Source organism: Mycoplana rhizolycopersici, from assembly GCF_013378445.1.
GTDB classification, from domain to species: domain Bacteria; phylum Pseudomonadota; class Alphaproteobacteria; order Rhizobiales; family Rhizobiaceae; genus Mycoplana; species Mycoplana rhizolycopersici.
Genome location: NZ_JABXYK010000001.1, coordinates 328,895 through 345,731 on the forward strand (window position 1 = coordinate 328,895; position 16,837 = coordinate 345,731).

The following is a 16,837-nucleotide window of genomic DNA, read 5'->3' on the forward strand; positions in this document are numbered from 1 at the left end:
GCCGAACCGAAACGCATCGGCGATTTCGCCGTATCGCTTTCAGGCCCTGTCATTTCGGCTTCACCCAGCTCCACTGGGTCACCGGCATGGCCGGTCGCCAGCCTGTCATCTGCCCCACCGGAGCTGCCCGCGCGATGTCGATCCGGATCAGCGAACCGCCGCGTCGCGCATGGGCGGCCAGCAGCACCGCTTCCATCTCCGTCGTCACGGCATTTGCGACAAGCCGCCCGCCCGGCTTCAACGCCGTGGCCGCAGCGTCGAACACCCCGTCCTCGCTGCCGCCACCGCCGATAAAGATCGCGTCGGGAGCCGGAGAACCAGTCATCGCCGCCGGTGCCGTGCCCTCTGTAACCGACAGGCCCGGGACGCCGAAACGGGCAGCATTGCTGCGGATGCGCGCCGCCCGTGCCGGCACAGCCTCGATCGCGATCGCGCGCAACGAGGGATCGGCGAGCATCCATTCGATGCCGATCGACCCGGAACCCGCACCGATATCCCACAAAAGCTCGCCGTGCCGCGGCGCCAGCGCCGACAGCGTCAGCGCACGCACCTCGCGCTTGGTGATCTGCCCGTCGTGCTCGAAAAGCGCGTCATCGAGGCCGGCCGCGTAAGGCAGGACGCGCGCGCCCGCCTCGGCTTCCACCTCGACGGCGCAGACGTTCAGCATGTCGATTTCGCCGAACTCGGGACGTTCCGCGAGGTGCGAACTGACCCGCTCGCGCGGGCCGCCGATCGCTTCCAGAACCGTCAGCCGCGATCCGCCGAAGCCGCCTTCGGAAAGCAGCGCAGCCAGCGCGCGCGGGCCGTCGCCGTCGGACGTCAGCGCCAGGATCCGCATGCCCGGATGCAGGTGTGGACGGACAAGGTCGACCGGCCGGCCATGCAGCGATATGCAGGCGGTATCCTGCAGCGCCCAGCCCATGCGGGACGCCGCAAGGCTGAAGGCCGAGGGAGCAGGCAGCACAGTCATTTCGGCACGCGCGATTTTCCGTGAAAGCGTCACGCCGACACCGAAGAAGAACGGATCGCCCGAGGCGAGCACCGCGACCGGCCGCCCTCGGGCGGCAAGGACCGCCTCGACGGAGCGCTCGAACGGACTGAGCCACGCCCTGCCTTCGCCAGCAATCGCATCCGCCGCAAGCTCCAGATGCCGTGCCCCGCCGAAGACGATCTCGGCCCGCGTAATTGCCGCCTTGGCCGCGTCGGAAAGACCGGCTAGACCATCCTCGCCGATCCCGACGATGGTGAGCCAGGGCGCGGAGACGGCGAACGAGACGGACGAATCAGGCGTGGACAAGATGCGCATCCTCATTCTGGGCGGCACGGCGGAAGCCCGCGAGCTGGCGGAGCGACTGGCGCGGCGCGACACCCTCCAAGTGACGCTGTCGCTCGCCGGCCGCACGCTCGATCCCGCGCCGCAGCCGGTTCCGACCCGCACCGGCGGATTCGGCGGTGTTCAGGGCCTTCACGATTATCTCCGCCTCAACCGCATCGATCTCCTGGTCGACGCGACCCACCCCTTCGCCCGCCAGATTTCCGCCAATGCCGAGCGCGCGGCAGTGATGTCGGACACGCCCGTCATCCGCCTGCAGCGTGCCGGCTGGCAACAGGTCGAGGGCGACCGCTGGATGGGCGTACGCAAGCTCACCGAAGCCGTCACAGCACTCGGCACCGAACCGCGCCGCGTGTTTCTGGCGATCGGCCGTCAGGAGGCCCATCATTTCAACGCAGCCGCCCATCACAGCTACCTCGTTCGCAGCGTCGATCCCGTCGACCCGCCGCTGACGGTGCCGGACGCGACCTACATCCTCGCCCGAGGCCCCTTTGCCGTCGAGGAGGAAATCGACCTCCTGCGCCATCACCGCATCGACGTGATCGTCTCCAAGAACAGCGGCGGCGAGGCCACCTACGCCAAGATCGCCGCAGCCCGCACGCTCGGCCTGCCGGTGATCATGGTCGAACGCACCGGAAGCGATAATGTCCCGACGGCGGAAACGGTGGATGCGGCGTTGGCGCTGATCGATCATGTCGCCTCCGCCTGCAGGAAGCGCGGCGTATAGACGAGGTCCTGCCGCCCCTCGCGGGCGATTACCCGCGTCTGCGGCGAGCCGATGATGACGCATGTCGCCATGTCGGCCCTTTCTGCGTCCGCCTCGCCAAGCGGCATGACCAGCATGCGCTCGTCCGGCCGGCCGGCGGCGCGACCGAAGACGACCGGGGTGTGCGCCGGCAGGACCTCGCGCAGGATCTCGAACGCCTTGCCGAGCTGCCAGGGCCTAGCCTTGCTGATCGGGTTGTAGAACGCCATGACCAGCCCGGCTTCGGCCACCAGCCGCAGCCGCTTCTCGATGACCGCCCAGGGCTTGAGGTTGTCGGACAGCGAGATCGCGCAGAAGTCATGGCCGAGCGGCGCGCCGATCCGGGCGGCGACGGCCAGCATCGCAGTCACGCCAGGCACGACCACGAGGTCGATCCCGCGCCATTCGGCCGGGCCTGCATCGATCGCCTCGCAGACCGCGGCCGCCATGGCAAAGACGCCCGGATCGCCACCGGAAACCACGCACACGTTCACGCCCTCGGCCGCGCGCTTCAGCGCCGCCTGCGCCCGATCGAGCTCCTCGCGATTGTCGGAGGCGACCTTCTTCTGGTCCGGCCGCAGCGACAGGCGGTCGATATAGGGAAAGTAGCCGAAAAACTCGGCCGAATCCGCAACAGCGCGCGCCGCCTCCGGTGTCATCTGATCCGGATTGCCGGGGCCGGTGCCGACCACATAAAGCCTGCCGGTCATTGCCTGCCACTCCAGCCGGGAACGAGCACCAGCGAGAAATAGGGCGCCGTGTCGTCGAGCTTTTCGGAGAGACGGACGGCCCGGCTTTCCGGCATGGTGCCGCGCTCGACATATATGGCCTCGACGAGCCGGCCCGCGGCCGACAGCGCCCGGCGGATCTTTGGCAGGTTGCGCCCGACTTTCATGATGACTGCGGCCTGCGTGTCGGCCAGCCGGCGCGACATCTCCTCCTCGACCATCGTTCCGGGAAGCACCGACAGCACGTCGTCTCCCTGCACGATCGGCAGCCCGGAGAGTGACCAGCAACCGGACATCGCCGTGATGCCGGGGATCACCTCCGTCGGGAAGCGGTCCGCAAGCCGGACATGAAGGTGCATGTAGGAGCCGTAGAACATCGGGTCGCCCTCGGAGAGGACGGCAACGGTGCGGCCTGCTTGCAGATGTTCCGCGACGGCGGCCGCCGAGGCGTCGTAGAAGGACGTGATCTGGCTCTTGTAGTCGTCGTGATCCTTGTCGATCTCTGTCGTCACCGGATAGTACAGCGGCAGCTCGACCATGCTCGGCTTCAAAAGGCCTTCCACGATCGCCCGGCCATTACCCGTGCGGCCCGCCTTGGCGAAGAAGGCGAGCACGTCGGCCTCGCCGATCGCGCGCACCGCCTTCAGCGTCAAAAGCTCCGGATCGCCAGGTCCCGTCCCGACGCCGAATAGCCGCCCCTCACGAACCGTGCTCATAGGCCCGCCCTCGCCAGAGAATTGAGTGCGGCGGCCGTCATGGCGCTGCCGCCCATGCGGCCGCGAACGATCGCAAACGGGACGCCGTAGGCGTTTTCCGCCAGCGCGTCCTTGGATTCTGCCGCACCGACGAAGCCGACCGGCATGCCGAGGATGACAGCCGGTTTCGGCGCGCCGTCGCGCAGAAGCTCCAGCAGGTAGAACAGGGCGGTTGGCGCGTTGCCGATGGCCACGACCGAACCGGCCATGCGCTCGAGCCAGAGCCGGATGGCCGCCGCCGAGCGCGAATTGCCGATCTCGCTTGCAAGCTGCGGCGTGCGCGGATCGCGCAGCGTGCAGATCACCTCGTTTTCCGCCGGCAGCCGTGCGGCCGTCACCCCGCGCGCCACCATCTCGGCGTCGCAGAAGATCGGCGCGCCCGACCGTAGCGCCGCCCGCCCCGCCGATACGAAACCGGGCGAAAACTCGATATGCGCCGCCGCCTCCACCAGCCCGCAGGCATGGATCATGCGCACGGCGACATCCGCCTCGTCGTCCGAGAAGCGGGCCAGATCCGCCTCGGCGCGAATGATCGCGAAGGATCTTTCATAGATGGCGTTGCCATCCTTGATGTAGTCGTAACCTGTCATTGCCTGCCTTGCTGGACGGCTTCGAGAATCGTTCCGGCTCCCAGCCGCTCGATCGTTCGATGCGCCGTCTCCCCCTTCAAACTCCGTTCGCGGATCTTTGCCGCGAGATTTTCGATGACCTTGCCAACGGCCTGTTGCGAAAGCGTCGCCAGCGCCGCGTCCCCGGCAAGCCCGCCGAGAACGAGACCGATGCCCTCCGACCGGCCGCAGAGCGCCAGGCCGGCAGCACGAGGATGCGCGCAACCCTTTGGACAACCGGAAATGTGGATGGTCATCGACCCGTCCAGCAGGTCTGTCGCGGACGCGGTCAGCAGGTCTGCGACGGCCCTGGTGTCGAAGCTTCCCGACGCGCAGCCGGCAGAACCGGCACAGACGGCGATCGCATTGCCGGGCGTATCGGCCCGTGTCCAGAACCCCAATTCCTCTGCCAGTACGGCCGCTGCCTCCACGTTGTCTGCGGAAAGGCCGAGCGCCAGCAGCGCCCGATGCGGCGACAGCCGGATCTCCGTCGCCCCGAGGCCGGAAAGCCCGCGCATGAGGGCTTGAAGCGAGGCGGTGTCGGCTGCGCCATAGGGAAGGCCGATGCCAAGCACGCCGCGCATGCCGACTTCATGTCGGCCGATCGGCGACGGAGAAGGTGCAGGCGGCGTTCCCGGACTCCCCTCGGTTGCCATCGAGGCAAGCGCGTCCTTCAACCCGTCGACGTGAATACTGCGCCCGCGTGCAGCAGGACCGGCTCCATCAAGTGCCTTTAGAACGATCGTGAGTGCAGCAAGCGCATCTGCATCCGCGACGGTCGCAACGGCGCGCGCGGCTTTGGCATCACCGCCGACGGAAATCCGCCAGAACAGGCTCTCTCCGCCACGCAGCGCATCCAGCCGGATATCCGCCACCATGTCGGCAAGGTTCAACCGCCCGCCGCCGTCGACGACGATCGAGAGCTTCGGCGCCAGCCGAAGCATGGAGAGCGGCCCGCCGAGCGCATCGCGTATACTAGCTGCGAGCGGCGTCGCATCCGCGATCTCTTGCGGGTCGAGGCCGGATAGCGCCGGGGTCTCGACCGCGACGCCGCGATGGAAATCGATCCCCGCTTCGGCAAGTGCTGCGGCAAGGCGCGGCACAGTCTCGCCTCGCAGTCCGCGGATCTGAAGGTTGCCGCGCGCGGTAACTTCCAAAAGGCCGTTTCCATGCTCTGCGGCAAGTTGTGCGAGCAGGACGTAGTCCGACGGCGGCAGGCCGGGGCGCGTGGGCCGCAGCCGCACCAGCAGTCCGTCGCCCGTCTGCATGGGGGCTGCGAGTGAGGGGCAGGCGCCGCGCCGCAGGGACGCCGCAGCGACCTGAGGTACCGCCGGCGCATTGCCGGTCCGTTGCAGGCCGGGGCTCACGTCTCGCCCTCCGCCTCTTGCCCGTTGCGCTGGCGGATCAGGTAGGTGTCCATGATCCAGCCGTTTTCCTGGCGTGCACGACTGCGGGTTTCAGAAATCGTCTCGGCAACATCGCCGAGCCGGCCGGCAATCGTTATCTCCAGCGGCGTGCCGAGATAGGCACCCCAATGGATTTCCGCATCGCGATCCTGCACCGTACGGAATGCCTCGACACCGTCGAGCATGACGACGACATCACCCGTCCCCTCCGGCCAGCCTTCGGACAGCCGCCGCCCCGTCGTGACCTGCACCGGCAGGCCGATGCGGTTGAGCGCGATCTTGCGGCTGGCGCAGAGTGCCTGGATGCTGGTGATGCCCGGAATGACCTCCAGCTCGAAAGCGACGCGCCCGGCGGCGCGGACGTGCTCGACGATGCGGATCGTGCTGTCGTAGAGCATCGGATCACCCCAGACGAGCAGTCCGATTGTATCGTCCGGCCCGGATCGCTCAAGGAGCGTTTCCTCGTAAATCGAAGCGATTGCATGATGCCAGTCGTTGACGCCGCCATCGTAGCTGCCGTCGGTCCGGCGCTTCGGTACCGCGTATTCGTGGATGCGGGTGGCTTCGTTCGTCAGGTAGCGTTCGCAGATATCGCGGCGCATGTCGGCAAGGAAGGCCTTCTCCTCTCCCTTGGTCGGAATGAGCAGCACGTCGGCGCGGTTCAGCGCATTGATCGCCTGAACGGTCATGTGTTCGGGATTGCCTGCGCCTATCCCGATGATCAGAATTGTTCTCGACACGCTCACTCCCCGTGCGGCCAGCGCTCCCGGTTGCGGCCCGGCTTGGGTCCCGCAGCTTCTTCCTAATCTCAAAGGTCGGCCAAGAACAGTGCCCTGTGGGCGTCGTCGGCCTGTCTTTTTGAGACGAAGGGTCTCAGACCGTTGCCTGGCGGGCGGTAAAATAGGTTCGCGGGGATGCGCCGAGCATCCGCTTGAACATGGTGATGAAGGCTGGAACGCTCTCATAGCCGGCGTCGATCGCCACCGTCGTCACCGCTTCGCCGTTCGCCAGGCGCGGCATGCAGGCGAAGATGCAGGCCTGCTGTCGCCAGGTGGCGAAGCTGACGCCGGTCTCCTCCCGGAAGAACCGGGTAAACGAGCGCCGGCTCATGTTGAGCCGTCTGGCCCAGTCATCGATCTTCGCCCCCGGCACCGGGCGCTCGATGAAATCCCGGCAAAGCGCCGCGAGCCGCCCGCTGGCGGGAAAGGGCAGGCCCAGCGGCTGCTCGGTGAGCCTTTCGATCTCGTCGAGAAGCAGCGCCATCACCAGATCCTCGCGGCGGCCATCCCCCTCCTCGTCCTTCAGCCTGATGGCATCGGCCAGAAGATGATGCGCAAGCGCACTGACCTCCAGCACGACGGGAGCCGACGCCTCGGCCCGGCCGTGCGGCGAGAGGATGTAGACCGAGCGCATGCTGACGTCGCTGTACATTTCCACCGAATGCTCCAGACCGCGCGGGATGAGCAGCGCGTGTCCGGGCGGGATCATCCAGCGGCCACGTGCAGTGGCGACGAGCACGACGCCGGCAAAGACGCACAGCAGCTGCGTGCGCCGGTGGCTGTGCACCGGCACCACGTAGCCGTGCGGAATCTCGTTGCTGTGAACCAGCACGTCGGCATTGGACTGCTCCATCCACGACAGATTGCGCAAATGGTCGTCATTCAGGGTCGACAGCAATTTCGGGTTGAGCTTCTGCATCTTTTGGCCCACTCTCGAAGGAATTGGACCAGAGCACAAAAGCAGGCCGTGCGCAATCGCGCTATGGGAGGCATGAGGAAACACAAGAACCAATTCTGAATAAGGACCGAGGATTCCATGTCGACGGCCGTTCCCGTCGCGCACGCTCATGTCGCGCGAACCAGTTTCTCCATCATCGTCGCCGTCAGCATCTGCCACATGCTGAACGACATCATGCAGTCCCTGCTGACGTCGCTCTACCCGCTTCTGAAGGACAACTATTCGCTCGACTTCGTCCAGATCGGCTTGCTCACCATGGCGTTCCAGGTGACGGCCTCGCTGCTGCAGCCGGTTGTGGGCATGGTGACGGATCGCTGGCCGATACCCTTCTCGCTTCCGCTCGGCATGGGCAGCACCTTCTTCGGGCTGTTCTTCCTCGCCTATGCGCATTCCTTCCCCGTGCTCGTGCTCGGCGCCTGCCTGATCGGCTTCGGCTCGGCGGTGTTCCACCCGGAATCCTCGCGCATCGCCCGCGCCGCCTCCGGCGGCCGCCACGGGCTGGCGCAATCCATGTTCCAGGTGGGCGGCAACGCCGGAACGGCGCTCGGCCCGCTGCTTGCGGCCTTCATCGTGCTGCCCTTCGGCCAGACGAGCGTTGCCTGGTTCTCCGTCGCAGCCATGCTCGGCATGGTCATCCTGACCTGGGTCGGCCGCTGGTACGCCGAGGAGCGCCTGCGCATGGCAAGCCGTCCCCCCGTCAGCCGTGAACTGCCGCTGCCAAGGGGCCGCGTCGCCTGGGCGCTTGCCGTGCTGGTCCTGCTGACGACGACGAAGAACGTCTACCTGTCCTCGATCGGAAGCTATTTCACCTTCTACACGATCGGGCGATTCGGCCTGACGGTGCAGGAAGCCCAGCTGATGCTCTTCCTCTTCCTCGGCGCATCCGCAGCCGGCGTCTTCCTCGGCGGACCGATCGGTGACCGCTTCGGCGCGCGCTTCGTCATCTGGTTCTCCATTCTCGGCGTCATTCCCTTCGCGCTCATCATGCCCTATGCCAACCTCTTCTGGACGGGCGTGCTGACGGTGTTGATCGGCCTGATCTTCTCCTCCGCCTTTTCGGCTATCGTCGTCTTCGCGCAGGAACTGGTGCCGGGCCGGGTCGGGCTGATCGCCGGCGTCTTCTTCGGCTTCGCCTTCGGCGCGGGCGGCCTTGGCGCGGCAGCGCTTGGCGTCTTCGCCGACACCCATGGCATCGACTTCGTCTACCGCGTCTGCTCCTACATGCCGCTGCTCGGCATCCTGACAATCTTCCTGCCGCGCCTGCCGGTGCGCTGAGCAAGCGCACCGTACAGCAAAAAGGCCCGCGCTTCCCCGGAAGCGCGGGCCTGTCATTTCGGACGTTCCTAGCGCCCGCTCAGACGCGCGCCTGAACCAGATGCGCCAGTTGCGCGCCGACCTCGTAGTAACCTTCACGGATCGGGCGGAAGGATTGCGCAATCGGCTCGGTGACCGGCAATGGCAGGTCGCCCTCCACGATCTCGCCGGCAATGTGGCGGGCCAGCACCTTGCCGAACACCGTCCCCGGCGCGATGCCGCGGCCGTTATAGCCGGAAAACCCGATCACATTCTCGGCAAGGCGATGGAAGCGCGGCAGGTTGTCGACGGTCATGCCGATCTTGCCGTACCATTCGGCCTCGAACTCGACCTCGCCGATCTCGGGAAACAGCTTCTTCAGCGAGCGGCGCGCCCAGGCCTGGTGGATCGCGATGCCGGTGCCGCGCAGCGCGCCGACGCTGCCGAAAACGAGCCGGCCGAGCTTGTCATAGCGATAGGAGGAGAGGATTTCCGCCGTATCCCAGGCACCCTCCCGCCCCGGCAGGATCTTCGTCTGCAGCTCCGGCGTCAGCGGCTTCGTGGCGAAATTGAAGTAAGGCAGATGGACGAGCTCGGCACGCACCTCGGCCCAGGGCGCGACCGTATAGGCGTTGGTCGCGACAATCACCCAGTCCGCGTTGACCGAACCCCTGTCGGTCTTGACCGTCCAGCGCCTGCCGGAACGCTCGGCTCCCGTCACCGGGCTTGATGTATGCACGCGGGCACCGGCCGCGATCGCAGCCTTCGCCAGCCCGCGGACATAGGCGAGCGGTTGGATCGTACCGGCGCGCATGTCCAGCAAGGCTCCGGCATAGGCCTCGGTCCCGACGCGCCTGGCCGTCTCCGCCGCGTCCAGCAGCGTCACCGGCGCGCCGCGGCGCGACCACTGCTCCGCCCGCGCCTGCAACTCCTCCAGGCCGGATTTGCCGATCGCACAATGCAGCGTTCCGACGGGATTGATCTCGCATTCGATCGCATGCTTCTGCACCAGCTCGAACACGAGCTTCGGCGCATTGCCGAGGACATCGAGCAGGCGATCGCCGTAGAGCTGCCCGAGGACGCCGGGAAGATCGTCGGGCATCGTCCACATGCCGGCATTGACGAGCCCCACATTGCGGCCCGAGCCGCCGAAGCCGATTTCCTTGCCCTCCAGCAGAACCACCTTCGTCCCACGCTCGGCCAGATGGAGCGCCGCGGAAAAGCCGGTGAACCCGCCCCCGACGATCACGACATCCGCCTCCGCCGGACCGGAGAGGGCCTGCGTTGGCGGCGCAGGCGGTGCGGTCAGTTCCCAAAGGCCGTGGGAGCGGGGATCGTTCTGCATGGGTTGTCTTCTTCAATGGACGAGTTCTGGATGAACGCCACATTCCCCCATTGCCGGCAAGGTGGAAAGTGCTGTTTCGGCACCGGGTCATTCAGCCTGCGAATGAGCCCGAGCGCTGTCGGCACCGCTCAATTGACCTCGGACGCGATCCAGGCGCGGAAGGCCTGGCTCAGCGAGTTCTCGAGCTTGCCTTCCGGCACGACGAGATAATAGCTGTTGTCCGTCTGCATCGGCCGGTCGAAGACGACGGCGAGCCGGCCGTTCGCCAGTTCCTGCTCGATCAGGTAGCGCGGCAGGAGCGCAAAGCCCAGGCCTGCCACCGCCGCCTCGATCACCATGGAGAACTGGTCGAAGCGGTGGCCCCGGTAGGCCGTCTCGGTCGCCCCGCCGTTGATCTCGAACCACTGCGCCCACAGCTTCGGCCGCGTGGCCAGATGCATCAGCGGCGCAGTCTCCAGATCCTTCGGCTCGTTCAGCCGCCAGTGCCGCAGAAGCTCCGGGCTCGCCGCAGGCAGGATCACCTCGCTGCAGAGATAGGAGCAGGTGGCCCGCGCCCAGACCGGCTGGCCATAGTGGATGGCGAGATCGAAACTTTCCTCGTCGAAATCGAACGGCGCCGAGCGCGAGGCGACATTGAGCACCGTTCCCGGATATCTTTTGAGGAATGCCGGGATGCGCGGCGTTAGCCAGCGGCTGCCGAAGGTCGGGAGCGTGGCGATGGTGAGGCTGTGGTCCGAGCGCGCCGCCGACATGGCGCGCAACATCGTCTCTTCCGTCTGGTGCAGCAGCTTGCGCACTTCGGGCAGGAACCGGCGCCCGTCTTCCGACAGCACGACGCGCTGGCGTACGCGCTCGAACAGCAGCACGCCGAGCTGTTCTTCCAGGTCCTTGATCTGCCGGCTGACCGCGCTCTGGGTAAGGTTCAGCTCATTGGCCGCCTGCGTGAAGCTGCCATGGCGTGCAGCACACTCGAACGCCTGCAGCGTCGTCACGTCGGGGATCAGCCTGCGGCTCAACTTCATTCGGCTCTCGCATCAACCCAGTCAAAACATGCGCGATCAATCAGCGTTCCGATCCGGTATGATCCATTTTCAGAATGATCGGGGCCTTCGCCCCTTGTAGAGCAATTCCAGGAAAAGTGTGAAGCTGTTTTGCATCCGGACTTGCGTAATATTGAGACGGGACGGGCCGCCATGAAAGAAAAAACGCATGTCTCCGCCGACGACATCCGCTCGGCATTCTCCGCCGCCATGTCGGCCATGTACCGCGACGAAGTGCCTGCCTACGGCACGCTGATGGCGTTGGTCGCACGCGTCAACGAGGAAACGCTGGCAGCCGATCCGCACCTGCAATCCCGCCTTGACGCGACCGATTCGCTTGAGCGCATCTCCGAGGAACGTCATGGGGCGATCCGCCTCGGCACACCGGCGGAGCTTTCGATGATGCGCCGCGTCTTTGCCGTGATGGGCATGTATCCGGTCGGCTACTACGACCTCTCGACCGCCGGCGTTCCGGTTCACTCCACCGCGTTTCGCCCGGTCGGCGACGCGGCACTGAAGCGCAATCCCTTCCGGGTCTTCACATCTCTGCTGCGGCTTGACCTGATCGCGGACGAGGCCCTGCGCGCGCAAGCCTCTGAAGTCCTGGCGGGGCGCAGGATCTTTACCGACCGGGCCGTCGAACTGGTCGAAAAAGCCGAGAAGGACGGTGGCCTGGACACTGTTGATGCGGAGGCCTTCGTCCGCGAGGTGCTTGAGACTTTCCGCTGGCATGACCGGGCGATCGTCAGCGCCGACATGTACAAGCGTCTGCACGACGCTCACCGCCTGATCGCCGATGTCGTCTCCTTCAAGGGGCCGCACATCAACCACCTGACCCCGCGCACCCTGGATATCGACAAGGTGCAGGCGCGGATGCCGGGCGACGGGATTGCGCCCAAGGCGGTCGTCGAAGGCCCTCCGACCCGCAAATGTCCGATCCTGCTGCGCCAGACATCGTTCAAGGCGCTGGAAGAGCCCGTGTCGTTCATCGGCGAGGGCGGCGAATGGAAAGCCGGCTCGCACACCGCGCGCTTCGGCGAGATCGAGCAGCGCGGCATCGCGCTCACCCCGAAGGGCCGCGCGCTCTACGACAAGCTGCTGAACGATACGCGCGCCATCGCCCGTCCCGCAGCCGACGGCTCCAATGCCGCCGAGTACGAAGCGGCGCTGGCGAAGGTCTTCGAGGCCTTCCCCGACGATTGGAACGAGATCCGCAAGGCCGGCCTTGGCTATTTCGCCTATTCGCTCACCGAGAAGGGCCGCGCCGGCAAGGTCACCGGAGACGACATTGAAGCGCTGATCGCAGCCGGCGACGTGCAGTTCGACCCGATCGTCTACGAGGACTTCCTGCCCGTTTCCGCTGCCGGCATCTTCCAGTCCAACCTCGGCGACGAGGCGGCGCAGGAATTTGTCGCAAGCCCCAACCAGGTGATGTTCGAGCGCGACCTCGGCGCCAGCGTCCTTGACGAATTCGCCCACTATGCCGGCATCGAAAAGGCCTCTATTGAAGTGTGCCTTGGCGCTGCAGGCATGGCGGACGCTGCGGAGTAACGGTCGGCCGATGATCGACGCAAAGCACATCGAGACGCTAAGGGCGCTGCTCGGCGAGAAGGGTCTCCTTACCGAGCCTGCCGACATGGCTGCCTACGAGACCGGCGCGCGCTACGACAAGGGTCGCGCCGCCTTCGTCGCGCGCCCCGCCTCGACGCAGGAGACCTCTGCCGTCGTATCCTACTGCGTGAAAAACGGCATTGCGCTCGTGCCGCAGTCCGGCAATACTGGCCTGGTCTCCGGCTCCACCCCCGACAGTTCGGGCCAGGAAGGCATCCTCAGCCTCGACCGCCTGACCGCCCCGTTCGCACTGGACCGGGTGAACAGGACATTAGCCGCCGGCGCGGGCTTGCGCCTTTCGGACGTCAACCAGCGCCTGGAACAGGCCGGCCTGTTCTTTCCGATCGACCTCGGCGCGGACCCGCGTCTTGGCGGGATGATCGCCACCAACACCGGCGGCTCGCGCTTCCTGCGTTATGGCGACGTGCGACGCAACACGCTGGGGCTCACAGTCGTGCTCGCCGACGAGGCCGGCACGGTGCTTGAACTCGGCTCCGGGCTGCGCAAGAACAATACCGGCATCGACTGGAAACACGTGTTCATCGGCACCTCCGGCGCCTTCGGCATCGTCACCGAATGCGTGTTGAACCTAGAGCCGCTGCCGCGCCAGACCGCCACCGCCTTCCTCGTCCCGGCTGCGACCGATCGCGTTCCCGATTTGCTGCTCGCAATGGAAGACGCGCTCGGAAGCTACCTCTCCGCTTTCGAGGGCATGTCGAAAAATGCGGTCGCTGCAGCGCTCGCCCACGTCCCCTCGCTGCGCAATCCATTCCAGGGCGGCATCGTCCCGGACTTCGTCATCCTGGCGGAAATCTCCCGCACCTCGCCGCCGCGCGAGGGGGAGCAGCCGCTCGACGCGGTGCTGGAGGAAGTGCTGGCCGCGATCTGGGAGCATGAGGACGCCCCGCTCGCCGACGCGTTCGTCGGTCCTGCGCACGAGATGTGGGCGCTGCGTCATGCACTGTCGGAGGGCGTGAAGCATAGCGGGCGATTGATCGCCTTCGATCTTTCCTTCCGTCGCGGCGACATCATGCGCTTCCTCGACCACATGAAGGCCGAGATGCCGGCGCATTTTGCCGACGTGACGATCTGCGACTTCGGCCATATCGGTGACGGCGGCGTTCACTTCAACCTCGTCGTCCCGGCCGACGATCCGCGCCTTGCCGATGCCGGTTTCGAAAGCTCGTTGCGGGAATGGGTCTTCAAGATGGCGGTGGAGGACTTCGGCGGCAGCTATAGCGCAGAGCATGCGATCGGCCGCAAGAACCAGGTCTTTTACGACCGCTACACGCCCGACGAGATCCGGCGGCTCGCCAGGGGCCTGAAGGCGATCACATCGCCGGCTCCCCTCGGCTGCGTCACCTTCTAGAACTACGGGCGGCCTGCGGACCGCCTGCAAACTACACGTACAATGGAGAACAGGACGATGACCAAGGTCGACGTGAAACAGGAAACCGCCAAGTTGCTCGACAAGCTCGGCGTACCCGCCTCTGCCTGGCAGGGCGGCGACATGGCCTCATTCAGCCCGGTATCCGGCGAGGAGATCGCCAAGCTGAAGACGCATTCGGCCGCCGATGCCGACAAGGCGATCGAGGCCGCCCACGAAGCCTTCAAGGCCTGGCGCCTCGTTCCGGCTCCCAAGCGGGGCGAACTCGTCCGGCTTCTCGGCGAGGAACTGCGCGCCGCCAAGGCCGATCTTGGCCGGCTCGTCTCGATCGAGGCCGGCAAGATCCCGTCCGAAGGCCTCGGCGAAGTTCAGGAAATGATCGATATCTGCGATTTCGCCGTCGGTCTCTCCCGCCAGCTCTATGGCCTGACGATCGCAACCGAACGCCCCGGCCACCGCATGATGGAAACCTGGCATCCGCTCGGCGTCGTCGGCGTCATCTCCGCGTTCAACTTCCCCGTGGCCGTCTGGTCGTGGAACACGGCCCTTGCGCTCGTCTGCGGTAACTCGGTCGTCTGGAAGCCATCGGAGAAGACACCGTTGACCGCCCTTGCCAGCCAGGCCATCCTCGAGCGCGCCATCGCCCGCTTCGGCGACGCCCCGAAGAACCTGAGCCAGGTCCTGATCGGCGACCGCGCCATCGGCGAGGCCCTCGTCGACAATCCGAAGGTCGCGCTCGTCTCGGCCACCGGCTCCACCCGCATGGGCAAGGAAGTCGGCCCGCGTCTTGCCAAGCGCTTTGCCCGCTCGATCCTCGAGCTCGGCGGCAATAATGCCGGCATCGTCTGCCCTTCGGCGGATCTCGACATGGCGCTCCGCGCCATCGCCTTCGGCGCCATGGGCACCGCCGGCCAGCGCTGCACCACGCTGCGCCGTCTCTTCGTCCATGACAGTGTCTACGACCAGCTCGTGCCGCGCCTGAAGAAGGCCTACGAAAGCGTCTCGGTCGGCAACCCGCTCGAGACGACGGCCCTCGTCGGCCCGCTGGTCGACAAGCAGGCATTCGACAACATGCAGAAGGCGCTGGAAGCGGCCAAGGCCGAGGGCGGCAAGGTCGTCGGCGGCAACCGCGTGGCGGAAGCCGGAAAGGATACCGCCTACTACGTCAAGCCGGCAATCGTCGAAATGCCGAAGCAGGCCGGCCCGGTTCTCGAAGAGACCTTCGCGCCGATCCTCTATGTCATGAAGTATTCCGACTTCGACCAGGCGCTGGAAGACCACAACGCGGTCGCCGCCGGCCTGTCGTCGTCGATCTTCACCCTCAACATGCAGGAGGCAGAGCGCTTCCTTTCTGCCGACGGCTCCGACTGCGGTATCGCCAATGTCAACATCGGGACCTCGGGTGCCGAGATCGGTGGCGCGTTCGGCGGCGAAAAGGAGACCGGCGGCGGCCGCGAATCCGGTTCGGACGCCTGGAGGGCGTACATGCGCCGGGCCACCAACACCGTGAACTACTCGAAGGCCCTGCCGCTGGCACAGGGCGTCTCCTTCGATATCGAATAAGCGCGATATCGAGCAAGCAACGGATAGAGGAAACGCAGTTCATGACCATTGCGACCAAGATTGAGGAGGCGGGCTTCAAGCCCGCCTCGCGGATCGCCTCGATCGGCGTTTCCAAAATCCTGCAGATCGGCGCCCGCGCCGCGGCGATGAAGCGTGACGGCCTGCCCGTCATCATCCTCGGGGCGGGCGAGCCGGATTTCGACACGCCGGACAACGTCAAGCATGCGGCCAAGGCTGCGATCGATCGCGGCGAGACGAAATATACGGCACTCGACGGCACGCCGGAGCTGAAGAAGGCGATCGCGGCAAAGTTCCTCCGCGAAAACGGCGTCGATTACGCGCTGGACGAAGTCACGGTCGGGACAGGCGCCAAGCAGATCCTGTTCAACGCCTTCATGGCCAGCATCAATCCCGGCGACGAGGTGATCATCCCGACGCCCTACTGGACCTCCTATTCGGATATCGTGGAGATTTGCGGCGGCATGCCGGTGCTGATCCCCTGCGATGCCGCGGCCGGTTTCCGCCTGAAGGCCGAACAGCTCGAACGGGCGATCACCGAAAAGACCCGCTGGGTACTTTTGAACTCGCCGTCGAACCCTTCGGGTGCCGCCTACGGCGAGGCGGACTATCGCCCGTTGCTCGACGTGCTGCTGCGCCATCCGCATGTCTGGCTGATGGTCGACGACATGTACGAGCACATCGTCTATGACGGTTTCAGGTTCGTCACCCCGGTGGCGCTGGAGCCGAAGCTGAAGTCCCGCGCCCTGACCATCAACGGCGTCTCCAAGGCCTATGCCATGACCGGCTGGCGCATCGGCTATGCCGGCGGACCGAAGGCGCTGATCAAGGCGATGGCGGTGATCCAGAGCCAGGCAACGTCCTGCCCCTCATCGGTCAGCCAGGCGGCCTCCGTCGAAGCACTCAACGGACCGCAAGATTTCCTGAAGGAGCGGCAGGAAAGCTTCAAGCGTCGCCGCGATCTCGTCGTCGCGGCCCTGAACGCAATCCCCGGCATCGAATGCCGCACACCCGAAGGAGCCTTCTATACCTTCGCCGGTTGCGGCGGACTGATGGGCAGGCAGACGCCGGCGGGCAAGACGATCGAGACCGACGCCGATTTCACCGACTACCTTCTAGAAGTCGCCCACGTCGCCGTCGTCCCCGGCTCGGCCTTCGGCCTGTCGCCGTACTTCCGCATCTCTTATGCCACCTCGGAAGCGGAGCTGAAGGAAGCGCTGAAGCGCATCGCGGAGGCGTGCGCGAAGCTCGCTTGACGCTTCCTGCCG

Annotated in this window: 15 protein-coding genes; 6 read left to right on the forward strand and 9 right to left on the reverse strand. The window is 66.0% G+C overall.

Annotated elements, in window-relative coordinates; genetic code table 11:
* Window positions 1–49: 49 nt before the first annotated feature.
* Entirely contained in the window at window positions 50–1,306 is a 1,257-nt protein-coding gene (gene cbiE / locus HV823_RS01525; RefSeq protein WP_176947979.1) for a precorrin-6y C5,15-methyltransferase (decarboxylating) subunit CbiE, read from the reverse strand.
* On the opposite strand from cbiE, the gene HV823_RS01530 reads away from it, so the two are divergent.
* Window positions 1,290–2,060 (forward strand): cobalt-precorrin-6A reductase, encoded by a 771-nt coding sequence (locus tag HV823_RS01530; RefSeq protein WP_176947980.1) that lies wholly within the window; start codon window positions 1,290–1,292, stop codon window positions 2,058–2,060. The genes cbiE and HV823_RS01530 overlap by 17 nt on opposite strands.
* Here the strand turns inward: HV823_RS01530 and HV823_RS01535 are convergent.
* The 6 genes from HV823_RS01535 to HV823_RS01560 form a co-directional block, all read right to left on the reverse strand.
* Window positions 2,024–2,788, reverse strand: coding sequence for a precorrin-3B C(17)-methyltransferase (locus tag HV823_RS01535; RefSeq protein WP_176947981.1), 765 nt, complete (start codon window positions 2,786–2,788; stop codon window positions 2,024–2,026). The genes HV823_RS01530 and HV823_RS01535 overlap by 37 nt on opposite strands.
* Entirely contained in the window at window positions 2,785–3,522 is a 738-nt protein-coding gene (locus HV823_RS01540) for a precorrin-2 C(20)-methyltransferase (RefSeq protein WP_176947982.1), read from the reverse strand. Before HV823_RS01540 ends, HV823_RS01535 begins: the two co-directional genes overlap by 4 nt.
* Complete coding sequence (locus tag HV823_RS01545) at window positions 3,519–4,151, reverse strand: precorrin-8X methylmutase (RefSeq protein ID WP_176947983.1); 633 nt, start codon at window positions 4,149–4,151, stop codon at window positions 3,519–3,521. Before HV823_RS01545 ends, HV823_RS01540 begins: the two co-directional genes overlap by 4 nt.
* Window positions 4,148–5,536 (reverse strand): precorrin-3B synthase, encoded by a 1,389-nt coding sequence (cobG, locus tag HV823_RS01550; RefSeq protein WP_176947984.1) that lies wholly within the window; start codon window positions 5,534–5,536, stop codon window positions 4,148–4,150. The genes HV823_RS01545 and cobG overlap by 4 nt, the downstream gene beginning before the upstream one ends.
* A complete protein-coding gene (gene cobF / locus HV823_RS01555) occupies window positions 5,533–6,315 on the reverse strand; it encodes a precorrin-6A synthase (deacetylating) (RefSeq protein ID WP_343051694.1) in 783 nt (260 codons plus the stop codon). Before cobF ends, cobG begins: the two co-directional genes overlap by 4 nt.
* A 133-nt stretch (window positions 6,316–6,448) precedes the next feature.
* The gene (locus HV823_RS01560) at window positions 6,449–7,273 is read right to left on the reverse strand and encodes an AraC family transcriptional regulator (RefSeq protein ID WP_176947986.1); all 825 of its coding nucleotides are present in this window, start codon (window positions 7,271–7,273) and stop codon (window positions 6,449–6,451) included.
* 117 nt (window positions 7,274–7,390) lie between these two features.
* On the opposite strand from HV823_RS01560, the gene HV823_RS01565 reads away from it, so the two are divergent.
* The gene (locus tag HV823_RS01565; RefSeq protein WP_176947987.1) at window positions 7,391–8,587 is read left to right on the forward strand and encodes an MFS transporter; all 1,197 of its coding nucleotides are present in this window, start codon (window positions 7,391–7,393) and stop codon (window positions 8,585–8,587) included.
* A gap of 79 nt (window positions 8,588–8,666) precedes the next feature.
* Here HV823_RS01565 and HV823_RS01570 read toward each other — a convergent pair whose 3' ends face one another.
* Together HV823_RS01570 and HV823_RS01575 are read right to left on the reverse strand one after the other, a co-directional pair.
* Window positions 8,667–9,950 (reverse strand): NAD(P)/FAD-dependent oxidoreductase, encoded by a 1,284-nt coding sequence (locus HV823_RS01570; RefSeq protein ID WP_176947988.1) that lies wholly within the window; start codon window positions 9,948–9,950, stop codon window positions 8,667–8,669.
* A 128-nt stretch (window positions 9,951–10,078) separates the two neighbouring features.
* Complete coding sequence (locus HV823_RS01575) at window positions 10,079–10,972, reverse strand: LysR family transcriptional regulator (protein ID WP_176947989.1); 894 nt, start codon at window positions 10,970–10,972, stop codon at window positions 10,079–10,081.
* Between the two features lie 171 nt (window positions 10,973–11,143).
* On the opposite strand from HV823_RS01575, the gene hglS reads away from it, so the two are divergent.
* The 4 genes from hglS to HV823_RS01595 are packed head-to-tail and all read left to right on the forward strand — an operon-like array spanning window position 11,144 to window position 16,825.
* The gene (gene hglS / locus HV823_RS01580) at window positions 11,144–12,541 is read left to right on the forward strand and encodes a 2-oxoadipate dioxygenase/decarboxylase HglS (protein WP_176947990.1); all 1,398 of its coding nucleotides are present in this window, start codon (window positions 11,144–11,146) and stop codon (window positions 12,539–12,541) included.
* A 10-nt stretch (window positions 12,542–12,551) separates the two neighbouring features.
* Window positions 12,552–13,970: an FAD-binding oxidoreductase gene (locus HV823_RS01585; RefSeq protein WP_176947991.1), complete on the forward strand. Its 1,419-nt coding sequence runs from the start codon at window positions 12,552–12,554 to the stop codon at window positions 13,968–13,970.
* A gap of 42 nt (window positions 13,971–14,012) precedes the next feature.
* Window positions 14,013–15,551, forward strand: a complete 1,539-nt coding sequence (gene amaB / locus HV823_RS01590) for an L-piperidine-6-carboxylate dehydrogenase (RefSeq protein ID WP_425487620.1) — start codon at window positions 14,013–14,015, stop codon at window positions 15,549–15,551.
* A 41-nt stretch (window positions 15,552–15,592) separates the two neighbouring features.
* A complete protein-coding gene (locus tag HV823_RS01595; RefSeq protein WP_176947993.1) occupies window positions 15,593–16,825 on the forward strand; it encodes a pyridoxal phosphate-dependent aminotransferase in 1,233 nt (410 codons plus the stop codon).
* Window positions 16,826–16,837: the final 12 nt, after the last annotated feature.

Coding starts and splice junctions, on each gene's coding strand:
- HV823_RS01570 (WP_176947988.1), bottom strand. CDS start 9,950: ATGCAGAACGATCCCCGCTCCCACGGCCTTTGGGAACTGACCGCACCG.
- cbiE (WP_176947979.1), bottom strand. CDS start 1,306: ATGCGCATCTTGTCCACGCCTGATTCGTCCGTCTCGTTCGCCGTCTCC.
- HV823_RS01595 (WP_176947993.1), top strand. CDS start 15,593: ATGACCATTGCGACCAAGATTGAGGAGGCGGGCTTCAAGCCCGCCTCG.
- HV823_RS01575 (WP_176947989.1), bottom strand. CDS start 10,972: ATGAAGTTGAGCCGCAGGCTGATCCCCGACGTGACGACGCTGCAGGCG.
- hglS (WP_176947990.1), top strand. CDS start 11,144: ATGAAAGAAAAAACGCATGTCTCCGCCGACGACATCCGCTCGGCATTC.
- HV823_RS01535 (WP_176947981.1), bottom strand. CDS start 2,788: ATGACCGGCAGGCTTTATGTGGTCGGCACCGGCCCCGGCAATCCGGAT.
- amaB (WP_425487620.1), top strand. CDS start 14,013: ATGGAGAACAGGACGATGACCAAGGTCGACGTGAAACAGGAAACCGCC.
- HV823_RS01540 (WP_176947982.1), bottom strand. CDS start 3,522: ATGAGCACGGTTCGTGAGGGGCGGCTATTCGGCGTCGGGACGGGACCT.
- HV823_RS01560 (WP_176947986.1), bottom strand. CDS start 7,273: ATGCAGAAGCTCAACCCGAAATTGCTGTCGACCCTGAATGACGACCAT.
- HV823_RS01565 (WP_176947987.1), top strand. CDS start 7,391: ATGTCGACGGCCGTTCCCGTCGCGCACGCTCATGTCGCGCGAACCAGT.
- HV823_RS01545 (WP_176947983.1), bottom strand. CDS start 4,151: ATGACAGGTTACGACTACATCAAGGATGGCAACGCCATCTATGAAAGA.
- HV823_RS01585 (WP_176947991.1), top strand. CDS start 12,552: ATGATCGACGCAAAGCACATCGAGACGCTAAGGGCGCTGCTCGGCGAG.